This window comes from Salinispora pacifica CNR114, from assembly GCF_000514775.1.
GTDB classification, from domain to species: domain Bacteria; phylum Actinomycetota; class Actinomycetes; order Mycobacteriales; family Micromonosporaceae; genus Micromonospora; species Micromonospora pacifica.
The window spans coordinates 52,184-63,062 of record NZ_KI911468.1 but is presented as its reverse complement, the minus strand read 5'-3'; the positions used below and the strand labels follow the sequence as shown (position 1 = coordinate 63,062).

General features: G+C 70.0%; 9 protein-coding genes. 3 read left to right on the top strand and 6 right to left on the bottom strand.

Going from position 1 to position 10,879, the window contains the following annotated elements; genetic code table 11:
• From B118_RS0127195 to B118_RS0127180, 4 genes are all read right to left on the bottom strand, one after another.
• Positions 1-1,800, bottom strand: coding sequence for a hypothetical protein (locus B118_RS0127195; RefSeq protein ID WP_028193798.1), 1,800 nt, complete (start codon positions 1,798-1,800; stop codon positions 1-3).
• A complete protein-coding gene (locus tag B118_RS0127190) occupies positions 1,788-2,048 on the bottom strand; it encodes a lymphostin biosynthesis Trp-donating RiPP (protein WP_018811179.1) in 261 nt (86 codons plus the stop codon). Before B118_RS0127190 ends, B118_RS0127195 begins: the two co-directional genes overlap by 13 nt.
• Positions 2,049-2,066: 18 nt before the next feature.
• Positions 2,067-2,687 carry an NADPH-dependent FMN reductase gene (locus B118_RS0127185; protein ID WP_018811178.1) on the bottom strand — a complete coding sequence of 207 codons (621 nt, stop codon included), beginning with the start codon at positions 2,685-2,687 and terminating at the stop codon, positions 2,067-2,069.
• A gap of 274 nt (positions 2,688-2,961) precedes the next feature.
• Positions 2,962-5,634 (bottom strand): CHAT domain-containing protein, encoded by a 2,673-nt coding sequence (locus B118_RS0127180; RefSeq protein ID WP_018223421.1) that lies wholly within the window; start codon positions 5,632-5,634, stop codon positions 2,962-2,964.
• Between the two features lie 230 nt (positions 5,635-5,864).
• On the opposite strand from B118_RS0127180, the gene B118_RS0127175 reads away from it, so the two are divergent.
• The 3 genes from B118_RS0127175 to B118_RS0127165 are packed head-to-tail and all read left to right on the top strand — an operon-like array spanning position 5,865 to position 8,117.
• Entirely contained in the window at positions 5,865-7,043 is a 1,179-nt protein-coding gene (locus tag B118_RS0127175) for a S8 family peptidase (RefSeq protein WP_018811177.1), read from the top strand.
• Positions 7,044-7,075: 32 nt separating this feature from the next.
• A complete protein-coding gene (locus B118_RS0127170; protein WP_018223423.1) occupies positions 7,076-7,639 on the top strand; it encodes an RNA polymerase sigma factor in 564 nt (187 codons plus the stop codon).
• 16 nt (positions 7,640-7,655) lie between these two features.
• Positions 7,656-8,117, top strand: a complete 462-nt coding sequence (locus B118_RS0127165) for a hypothetical protein (protein ID WP_018223424.1) — start codon at positions 7,656-7,658, stop codon at positions 8,115-8,117.
• Between the two features lie 97 nt (positions 8,118-8,214).
• Here the strand turns inward: B118_RS0127165 and B118_RS0127160 are convergent, their stop codons facing one another.
• Complete coding sequence (locus tag B118_RS0127160; RefSeq protein WP_196230333.1) at positions 8,215-9,252, bottom strand: lytic polysaccharide monooxygenase; 1,038 nt, start codon at positions 9,250-9,252, stop codon at positions 8,215-8,217.
• Between the two features lie 365 nt (positions 9,253-9,617).
• Positions 9,618-10,862 (bottom strand): multidrug effflux MFS transporter, encoded by a 1,245-nt coding sequence (locus B118_RS0127155; protein ID WP_018223426.1) that lies wholly within the window; start codon positions 10,860-10,862, stop codon positions 9,618-9,620.
• Positions 10,863-10,879: the final 17 nt, after the last annotated feature.

Here is a 10,879-nt window from a genome sequence, read left to right as displayed (position 1 = left end):
TCAGTCCTGAAAGTTGATCAGGTCGAAGGGACGGTTGAGCTTCGTGCGGGGCTTCGGCAGGAGCTCGGCGAGCTCCGCTGAGCCGGATACCGCCTTCGCGAGGGCCGTCGCCTCGACCGGACGGGTCAGGCTCAGTTCCGCATTCGCCACGGTGGCCGGGATATCCCCGCCGGCCCCACCGGTCATCACCTGTCCGGCCTGGGCGAGAGCGATCCGGTAGGGGTCGCCGAGCCGTCGCGCGTCCTGCTCGGCCAGCTCGTATTCCGCGACGGCGGCCTCGCGGTGACCCGCCGTGGCGTGCAGCATGCCCAGCTCGAGGCGGACCTCGGTCTGGTGGAAGATGTCGTTGAGTCCGGCGGCGTTGGTGAGGGTCGTGTCGATCTCCTTGACAGCGGCTTCCCGATCACCGACCAGCAGCCGCAGCCCGGCGCTGCGATACGAGTGGTGCTTGGCGAAGCCCGCGGTCGAGGAGCCGGTGGCTTGCCGGAACTTGTCCCAGGTCGCCAGCGCGGACGAATACTTGCCGGCCTTCTCCTGCAACACACTGATGTTGGAGTACAGATTGATGCGCAGGTGAGCGGAGCTGGCATCGTTCAGGCCGGCGAGGCAGGCGAGAGCCTTCTTCTCATGCTCGAACGCCGGGCCGAGTCGTCGCTCGGCGAAGAGGGTCAGCCCGCGCAGGTTGTGCAGCCAGCCCCGTTCCCGCCGGACGCTGTCGGCCTCGTTCGGGCGTTCCCGGACAACCTCGAATCCCTGCTCGACCTCGGCCACCGCCTCGCCTAGGCGGCCCTTGCGCTTGGAGAGGGTGAGGGCGGTGTACAAGTGGGACTGGGCGCGGATCTCCGGCGAGAGGCCGTCGTCGTGCTCGCGAATGGCGCGGAAGGCGGTGACAGCCGCGTCCTGGTCCCCGCGGAAGCCGGCCTGAATGCCGATTACCTTGAGGAGGAAGCCACGGATATCAGCGGTGCTGCGCAGGATTGTGGTTTCGAACTCGATGGCGTGGACCAGACTGTCCTCGCGTTCCGCCTTGGCCAGCAGCTCGGAAAGGGCCGGCGTGGGGACCCCGGGCAGGAGCTCGATCGCCTCGGTGGCGACGAGCGCCATCCCTTCCCAGTTCGCGGAGAAGAAGGCCCGTCGGCAGTAGGCCATGGCGGCGGCGACCCGGTCGACGGCGGAGCTGTGCTGGTCGCGTGCCCGCTGGTAGAGCTTGCCCTCCTCGGAGGCGGGCGCCACCGCGGTGGCCGCAACCGACGGTAGGTCCAGCACGAGATCCTCGACAGTGATGGGCAGGTCCATGCGACGGAGGCAGCGAGCCCGCTCGGCGCGATAGTCGGCGTGCGGTCCGAGCGGCGCCCGGACCGATTCGGGTCGATCCAGCAGGAGTGCCGCGCCGGGGTGGACCCGTGAGTGCTCAACGGCCCGCATCAGCCCGCGCAGGGACGACAGGTCGGTGCCGCCGGCGCCGCTGACGAGCAGTGGACGACCCAACTCCGCGGTGCCGGCGCAGAGCGCGGCGGCAGCGACCGAGAGGACTCGGTACACCTGCTCGCTCTCCCGGTGCAGTCGCCGCTCGGAGGCGGCGAGTGCGATCTCGCCGAGTGGCAGTGGGTTGTCCTGTGGCTTGTCGTCGGGGGCCAGCTCCGCCCACTCGGCGGCGTGGCGGTGGGGTAGCTCGCCAAAGCTGGCACCTGCCGCGCGGAGCGCGGCGATACATTCACGCAGCCCGACATAGGAGCTGGCGGGGCCGGTGTTGATATCCACCCGAACGGCGGCACCGGCGGCCACGGTCACCGGCGCCACTGGATCGCCTCATTCGACGCGAGGGCGAGCGGTGCGATCTTGTTTTCCACCTCGTCCAGGTCGAAGTCGACGTTGTCCAGGTCGTCGAGCCCCTCCACGTCGGGATCGATCGGCTGGGCGCTGGTCTGCTGGCTGTCGACGGATACGGCTGCCGCCGGGGAAGCCGCCAGCGGGGGGCTGTCGACGGTGCCGTCGGCTACGTCCGCGGTTGCGGCGGAGCGGTTGTTGTTCAACATGTCGTACTCCACTTCGGGTCGGGCTGGAAGTCAGGCGGTGGTGGCTCGGGCGAGGGCGAACTCGACGACCTGCTCTCCCATCAGGGACAGCTGGGAAGAGATGTGCGCATCGCTGCTGGTGCCGTCGGCGGCGAATGTGACGTGCTCCGTGTTGACCGCGACGCCGAGCGGCGTCGGCCAACCCCGGAGCGCGTGTACCACGGCGCGGAGGCTGGTGAGGGTGGTGGCGGCCTGGGATCCGCGAGCGGTGACCAGACAGCCGACGGCCCGACCGTGTAGGTAGGGGCGGGGCGCGTCCCCCAGGTCCTCGATGTAGTCGAGGGCATTCTTGACCAGGCCGGAGATACCTCCGTGGTACGCCGGCGTTCCGATCACGATCCCGTCGGCCAGGCGTACGGCGTTGATGAACTGTCGGGCTGCCGCCGTCCGCCGGCTTTCGCCGGGCAGGTAGAGCGGCAGCTGTAGCTCGGTGGCACCGAGTAGGTGCGTACGGGCTCCGGCCTGCTCGGCGGCGGACAACGCGGCCCGGACCGCCTGTTCGGTGGAGGACCCGGGGCGCATGGTGCCGCCGATGCCGACGATGAGGGGACCGGTGCGGCTTCGGACCCTGCTCGTGCAATTGCTGGTGTTGGTTAGCTGGAGCACCTTCACACCTCTCCTTCGTCGCGCGTGGACTCAAAGCTGCGAGCTGTCCGGCGCGATGGGATGTGTTTCGTTCGTCGTCCCCGTGCGGTTCCCCCATAAGAGAGGGTCCGGGGCGCGTCTGATGCATGCGGTCCATGTCGCGAAGGCGACGTATCAGATCGGCGCCTGACTACTCGCTCCGTTGTGGAGTGACGGAGGGTGTTCGCGGGAGGTTAGCCGGGTAGTCGACGGCGTGTCATCCGGGCGGGCTGGTGGGCGCGGCCGGGGCTGGGGAGGTCGGTCAGCCGGCGCCGAAGCAGACGAACGAGGCGGCGGTGGCGGTGCCGGCGTCCAGCCCGGCACCGAATTCCGCCTGTGCGCCGGCGAGGGCGAGCCGCGGTGTGTCACCGGTGGCCAGCCGTCGATGCATCTCCACCATCAGCTCCTGCGCCGCGGAGTCCAGCGCCGGCAGGACACTGGCCAGTACCGTCGCCGTTCCCAGCTGGAGCAGCGCGGTCGACAACCCCATCAGTTCCTCGCCCGGGTGCACCGCTGACAGCCCCACGTCGCAGGCGGAGAGCACCACTGTCCCGGGCGCGCAGGCGAGCCGCTCCAGGTCGTAGACGGTCAGCGGACCATCGGCGAGGCGTACGTGCGAGAACATGGGATTGTCGGTGCGGAAGGTGCCGTGTGCGGCGAGGTGGGCAAGGGGGGCGCCATCCAGCGCCGCGAGCGCTGCCTCGGCGGTCGCGTCGGGGCCGAGGAGCATCTTGACGGGAGCGAGTGTTCCGGCCAGCCGCTGCACCTCCGCCTCGGCATAGGCGAGGCCGGGGCCGGCGACCAGCACTGGGTCCCGCTGGTGCGGCGGAGTGGCCGTCGCCGGGTGGGCGGCTCGGCGGCGGGCCGACGCGGTGAGCCACTCCGACGCTGACGGCACCACCGTGACCGGTCGGCCGGCACAGGTCGGTAGCAGGGCCCACGGCATGGCGTGCAGGGCGCCGACCGGCACCAGGACCAGCCCGCCGGCGCCGAGCCACGGTTGTATCGCGCCGAAGATCAGGCTGTCCAGCTGGTGCACCGCGAACCGGGCCGCGGTCGCCGCCGCCGCCCGGGAGTCATCGGTGCCACGGCTGGTCAGGATGCGTCGCAGCGCAAACCGCAGTGCCTGAAGCTCATCGGTGACGGTGGCGAGCGCACCCAGCGCCCGGGTGTGAAATCGGCCGCCGTGCACCACGACGATGTGGAGCGTGCCGTCTATGTCGATCAGCTCGACCAGCGTCTGGTCGGCCAGCTCCACCGCGATCCGGTCCAGTGGAATTCCACTCGCCGTGCCGGTCTCGGTGCCGCTGGCCTGCCAGCTACGGGCCCGGATCCGTTCCTCGATCATCCGCTGTTGACGCAGCAGGGTCGATCCCAACGCGGCACTCGTCTGGGCGGCTTCGTCGACGGTGCGGCGCAGCTCGGCCAGGTCGGCGGCGAGCCCGGCTTCGTCCGGCGGCCGGGCGGGGGGTAGCCGCAGCGTGGCGGCTCGCCACCGTTCACTCCAGCGTAGGATCGCCCGGGCCTGCCCGCCCCGAACCGCTAGTCGAAGGCCGGTGCTGGCCAGGTCCAGGGCGTATACCCCGGCCATCACCCGCAGCTCCGTGGCGCCGAGGGCTGCCTGGTAGCGGTCCAGCAGTGCCATTCCCGCGTTGAGCGCCCGGCGTGCCCCGGCGGTGTCGCCGGTGGCGATTCGGCGAAGTGCCTCGGCATGCCAGGCGCGGGCCCGGAGCTGGACCGGCCCACCACGGCTGGCGGCACGGATGGCACTCAACTCTCCGGCGATGGCGGCGACCTTCGCGCGTTGCCCGGTGTGCAGCGCCCGGTCGAGGGCGACTCGGGCGGCATAGAGGCGGGCGTCGAGTGCCGGTATCGGCCAGCTACTCGCCGCCAGCGCACGGGCGACGGAGCGGGCCTGCCGCAGGTGCGCCGGCTCGTCCGGTGAGCTGGCCCGTAGCTTGACGTATCGGGAGAGTGCCGCCCAGGCCGGTCGGTTCTGTCGACTGAACAGGCGGTACGCGGCCTGCGCCTGCTTCGAGGCGGTCGGCAGGTCGGCCTCGGCCAACGCGACTTCGGCCAGCATCAGCCGGGCCTGTGCCTCGTAGAGCCCCATTCGGCTTGCCCGGGCCGCGTCCAGGGCGGCCTCGGCCGCCGCGCGAGCCTCCGGCAGTAGCCGCGCCCCCAGTAGTAGTTCGCCTCGATCCATCAGGGCGATCGCCGGGCGGGTGGTCCTGGCGAAGTACTGGTCGGCCAGGTCGTACCAGCGCAGTGCGCCAGGTATGTCACCCGCGCGGGACAGGACGAAGCCGAGGTTGTGGCGGACCTGGGCCAGAGCCAGCTCCTGGTCGAGCTCCGCGTAGCCGTGCTCCGCGGCCCGCAGGTCGGTCTCGGCCTGGCGCAGGCTTCCGCGGTAGGTGTGTAGCACTCCTCTGTTGGTGAGCGCACGGGCTTGCCACAACCGGTCCCCGCTCCGGCGGAACGCGGCCAGCGCATCGGTGTAGCCGGCCATCGCCTCGTCGAAGCGGCCGAGGCGGTCGAGGATCAGCGCCCGCTGCATCTGTAGGCGTGCGGCGGGCAGCCCACGGAGGATCGGTGACGCGGCGTCGATCTCGCGCAGCGCCTGTTGCGGTTGGCCCGCCTCGGCCAGGACCAGCGCCAGGCTCATCCGGGCTTCGGCGGCGCGGACCGGGAGTTGGGCGACCTCGGCGACCCGGCGTGCCCGGCGTAGGTGGCGGAGCCCGTGATCCGCGTTGTGTTGTTCCCGCGCGGCGAGCCCGAGGGCCCGCAGCGCCACTGTCTCCTGGTCGGGATCCGCGCCCGCACGGGCAGCGGCGAGCGCGGCATCGGCCAGCGCGGCGGCGCGGGCCGGGTCGGCGGTGACGAGGTGGAGCGCCTTGCCTGCTGGACTGTCGTCCATCTGGTCGGCGCTGTCCATCACCTTTGATTTTGGCACAGCGGGGAACGACCGAGAAGCCGCCCGATGAAGCTTCCCAAATGTCCACTGTGGCTGATGTCAGCTCGGATGAGTATTAGTCAGATACCTGACTCAACTCCCTGTCCACAGTTCGTATCAGCGAGCGGTCCACCACCCTCTCTTGTGCGAACGCCCGCCAGCCGGTCGCCGGCAGGTGGGTGTGATCGATTCCCCTAGCGAAGGAGAGATGGATGCCTCCGTCCTCGGAACGCGTCAACCGATTCGCTGCCCGCCGTCGGGCGCGGCTGGAGCGCCTTCCCAAGCTCGCGCACACCGCTGTCGGCGGTGACGCCCGGGCGTGGTTCGTCGCCGACGAACTGTTGGTCGCCGAAGACAGTCGCCGGGATGCCGAACGCTACCTCGGGCGTGCTCGGGCCGCGCAGCCCGGCTCCGGCGATGAGGAGCTACTGCCGGGCCTGCGTCGCTATCGGGCACCGGGGCTGGATGTACCGGCTGCGTGCCGCGCGCTGCGGGCGGACCGGCCAACCGGCCGGCAGGTGGTCAGCCCCAACCACGTCTTCCTGGCCAGTCCGTTCAACCACGGAGGTCCGTTCGGGCCGCCGGCGCCCGTCGCCGCATCGACGTTGAAGATGCCGGCCGAAACCGGTCGCGTCCCGGTATCCATCGTCGATACCGGGTTCTGGACCGAGACCCCGCTTCCGGCGGGCTACCTAGCCGCGGACGGCGTGGAGGTGGAGACGGAGACCGATGTCGATGAGGATGGGCTGCTCGACGGCGACGTGGGGCACGCCAACTTCATCGGTGGTGTCATCGCGAATCACACGGACCGGGCAGTGTTACGGGTGATTCGTACCTTGGACACCTTTGGTGTCTGCACGGAGGACGAGCTGATCGCCTCCCTTGGCCGACTGCACCCGGAGACCAAGGTGATCAACCTCTCCCTCGGCGGCTTCACCGCCGACGGATCCGCACCGCTCGGCGTACGCGCGGCGTTGGAGCAGGCCCTGTCCGGAATCGACCGGGTGGTGGTCGCCGCCGCCGGCAACGATGGCAACCGCAGCGACCCGTTCTGGCCCGCAGCGTTCGCCGCGGCCGACGAGTCGTGGAGTGGGCAGGTCCTGGCGGTTGCCGCGCACGACGGCAGCAGCCTCTGTTCCTGGAGTAACGCCGGACCGTGGGTCAGCGTCGTCGCGCCCGGTGCGGACGTACGAAGCACGTACATCGACCACGCGCTGTTCCCGGAGGGGTGGGCACAATGGAGCGGAACCTCCTTCGCCGCGCCGCGGGTGGCTGCCGAACTCTCCGCCCGGATCGACTCGGAGGTCGGCGCGGTGACCGCTGCCAACCAGCTAATGGCCGACCTGAGGACGGCCAACCAGCGGTTTGGAGGCCACCTCGGGCTGATCTGATGCGCTCAGGTAGCGCTGTACGATTCCTGTCTATGAGCGACGACGACGCAGGTCAGCTGGTGCGTGCTGCTGCCAACGGGGATCAGGCGGCGTGGGAGGCACTGGTCGACCGGTACGCGCGGCTGGTCTATACGGTGGCGCGAGGATTCCGGCTCGACGAGGCTGACGTCGCGGACGTCAGCCAGGCGACCTGGTTGCGGCTCGTGGAAAATCTGGACAAGCTACGTGATCCTGGATCGGTGGGGGCGTGGCTTGCCACCACCGCGCGCCGTGAGGCCCTTGCCCTGCTGCGCAACCGGTGGGAGGTGCCGTCACCGGAGTTCACGCGGTCAGAGCCGATTGACGAGTCGCAGCCGGAGCCCTGGCAGCGGCTGGTCGCTGAGGAAACTGATGCGGAGCTGTGGCACGCCTACCGCAAGTTGCCGATACGCTGTCAGGAGCTACTACGGTTGCTGGTGTTCGAGCCGGTGGGCAGCTATGCGATCGCTGCTGCGGCGCTCTCGGTGCCCATCGGCAGTCTTGGCCCTTCTCGCGCCCGGTGCCTGGCGACGCTTCGGGCACTGCTGAGTCAGCCGGCACCGCAGCGACGTACCTAGGGGAGCGTGCGTACGCATGAGTGACGACCGATTAACCACATCAGATGAGGAACTGCTTGTCCGGCTGGGGAGCCTACTGGCTGAGGTCGATTCGGTTCCGGAGTCGGTACGCGCCGCCGCGGTCGCCAGCTACAGCTGGCGTTCGCCCGATGCCGAGCTTGCCCGGTTGGTGGAGAGCATGTCCGGGGCAGCCGAGGTCCGCGGCGACGAGGCGCGGCTGCTGACCTTTCGCGCAGATTCGATCACCATCGAGGTGGAGGTTATCCCCGTTCGTGATCGGCTTCGGATCGTTGGTCAGCTGGTGCCGCCACAGCCAGCTCGGGTGCAGGTAGAGCAGCCGGGTTCCGACTCGACCGTCGGCACCGACGCGGACGGTCTGGGACGTTTCATGCTGGACGACACCGCACCGGGGCCAGCTCGGTTGGTCTGCACCCTGGCTGACTCCGGTCCGATCTGTACCGAGTGGACCATCTTGTGATCCGGGTGGTCCGGGTGTAGCGACGGTCGGCACCGCCCTGCGCCGCGGCTCAGGGCAGTGCCGACCGTCGCCGTTGACAGCCGGGTGCGGCTGCGATTCAGCTGCTGCTGCAGGTCACAGTCGGTGATGTGTTCGGGCCGGCGAGGCTGGCGAGGAAGCCGAACGTGGTCCTGCCTCCCGGGGCCACCGTGCCGTTGTACGACGCGCTGTTCACCGCTACCGCCGATCCCGAGGTGGTGTGGGTGCCATTCCAGAGCTGGGTTATTGCCTGACCGCTGGGCCAGGTCCAACTCGCCGCCCATCCGGTCCAGGTGTCGGCGGTGTGGTTCATGATCTCAACCTCCCCCTGGAAGCCGTCCGGCCACGCGTTGATCACCTTGTAGACCGCCATGCAGTCGCCGCTCGGTGGTGGTGTGGTCGGGTCCGGTGGTGCGGTGGTGGGGCTCGGTGGCGGGAGGGTGCCACCGGGGCCGATGCCGGTTACCTCACCATTGCCTCCGTCGAAGGTGACGTCCGAGCAGCCGAAGAAGTTCTCCGGGCTGTCCGAACGGACCCAGCGGGAGTAGATGAGGTGTCGGCCGCTCTTGTCGGCCGGCAGCGTTCCGGTGAAGTAGTAGTGCCCGTCGTTGGTGCCCGGACCGCCACGTTGGGGTGGGTTGGTGACGGTCAGGAACGGTTGCTCCTCCAGGTCGCTCCAGGCCAGCGGGCGGGTTGGGCTCCAACTGTCCTCGGTGATGTAGAAGTAGAACGTCCCGGGGTGGTGTGCCCAGTTGCTGTAGCGGAACTCGATGCTCTGGCCAGCGGTCAGGTGCGTCAGTGGCCAGTCGGTGCGGGCCAGGTCATAGCCGAGGAAGCCGGGGTTTCCTCCGCTGCACAGCTGGCCGTCGGGAATGAAGCCGACGGTCCGACCGGCGGCGTCGGAGCGCAGCACACTGAACCAGTTGTAGAGCGAGTTGGCCCCACTCTGGTCCACCGCCGCCGAGCAGGCGGGGTTGTACGGCTGGATTTCGCCGGTGGGGCTCAGCCCATCCCGCCAGCAGAGGAAGGTACGGCTGCCGGGGACCATGGCGGCGCCGTGCGCCGCCGCCGGCTCCGACCTGGTGATGAGCACCACGACGGCCGCGAGGAGAGTCATTGCCGCGGTGAGGAGCACGGCCGTTCGGGTTCGATAGGAGGACACGGGATCTCCTGACTCGCGGGGCGCCTACCACCCCGCGTGGGGGACGGGCGCGGGGCGGCACCTGGCCGGCCCGCAGCGACGAGCGGTCACGGTGGCAGGCGGCGTGCGCAGGAGTGGCGGGCACGCGAGCCGGCGGTCCGTCGTCGGACCGATGCCCTCGCGTGGATGCCCGAGCGGACGACGAGTGTCCCGCGTCGTCCGGTGCTGCTATCGCAACATGGTGAAGTATTCGACCGCAATAGCCAGCAGTCAATGTCCTTTTCAGTTGGCGCAGTTCACGGGATCGGTGGGTGCGAAACCACCCGGGTACGCGTGATCGATCAGGGGCGCTGAGGACGGGCCAGGGTGAGTGCGGCGGTGAGCGACAGTGCGGCGGAGGCCGCGAGTACCGCTGCCATCGGTACGGCACTGCCTTCCCCGCCCAGCCCGACCAGGGGCGCGGCGAGCGACCCGATCACCGACTGGAGGGCGCCCATCAGCGCTGCCGCGGTCCCGGCGTGGCGTGCGTGTCGGTCGAGGGCGAGGCTCGTGCCGTTCGGCATCACCATGCCCAGCGACGCGATGAAGGCCAGCAGCGCGGCCGTGAGGAGTAGCTGGCTGGCGGCGATCGCGCCGGCCAGCACCCCGGTTGCCGCCACCGCACTCACCCCGAGGGTGCTGACCAGCAGGGTGCGGGGCGGGAACCGATCCAGCAGGCGGACGTTGGCCTGCCCGACCGCCACGAAGGCCAACGCGTTGAGGCCGAACAGCAGACCGAATGTGCTCGCCGAGAGGTGGAACACGTCCTGGTAGACGAACGACGAACCGGAGATGTACGCGAACAGCCCGGCGAAGGCGAGTCCCTGGGTCAGCGTGTACCCCAGGTAGACCCGGTCGGTGAGCAGCTCGCGAAGCGACCGGACGATGCCGCTGAGGCCGTCGCGGTTGCGCCGATGCGCGGGCAGGGTCTCCGGCAGCCAGGCCGCCACCACGGCGGTGAGCAGTGCGCCGACGACCGCGAGGAGGACGAACAGGGTCCGCCACGACCCGAACCGCAGCACCAGGCTGCCGACGGTCGGCGCGGCGATCGGGGCGAGCCCGAAGACCAGGGTGAGGCGGGAGAAGTACTTCGCTGCCGCCCGACCTGAGTACAGGTCGCGAACGATGGCACGGGTCACCACGGCGGCCATCCCGCCGGCGAAGCCCTGGGCGAACCGCAGGGCGGTGAACATCGGTGCGCTGGGCGCCGCGGCGCAGGCCAGGGCGAGCACGGTGTACGCCACGAGGCCGATCAGCGCCGGCCGCCGCCGGCCCCAGCGGTCGCTGAGCGGGCCGGTGACGAACTGCCCGAGGGCGAGCCCGACCAGACAGGTGGTGAGGGAGAGCTGAATCTGGGCCTGGCTCGCGTTCAGGTCCTGGGCCATGGCGGGGAGCGCCGGCAGGTACATGTCCAGGGAGAGCGGGCCGATCGCGGTGATCGCCCCGAGTAGGAGTAGCAGACCAAGCCCACCGCCGACCCCTGCTGGCCGCGGCTGGCCGGCGGGAGTGGCTGCGGCGGGTGCGGTCGGTTGTGCGGTCTGCGTCACTGAGTTCCCCCGGGGGT

Bases quoted from the DNA above. Each gene is read 5' to 3' on its own strand.
- B118_RS0127165 (WP_018223424.1), top strand. From the start codon at position 7,656: ATGAGTGACGACCGATTAACCACATCAGATGAGGAACTGCTTGTCCGG.
- B118_RS0127160 (WP_196230333.1), bottom strand. From the start codon at position 9,252: ATGACTCTCCTCGCGGCCGTCGTGGTGCTCATCACCAGGTCGGAGCCG.
- B118_RS0127170 (WP_018223423.1), top strand. From the start codon at position 7,076: ATGAGCGACGACGACGCAGGTCAGCTGGTGCGTGCTGCTGCCAACGGG.
- B118_RS0127180 (WP_018223421.1), bottom strand. From the start codon at position 5,634: ATGGACAGCGCCGACCAGATGGACGACAGTCCAGCAGGCAAGGCGCTC.
- B118_RS0127175 (WP_018811177.1), top strand. From the start codon at position 5,865: ATGCCTCCGTCCTCGGAACGCGTCAACCGATTCGCTGCCCGCCGTCGG.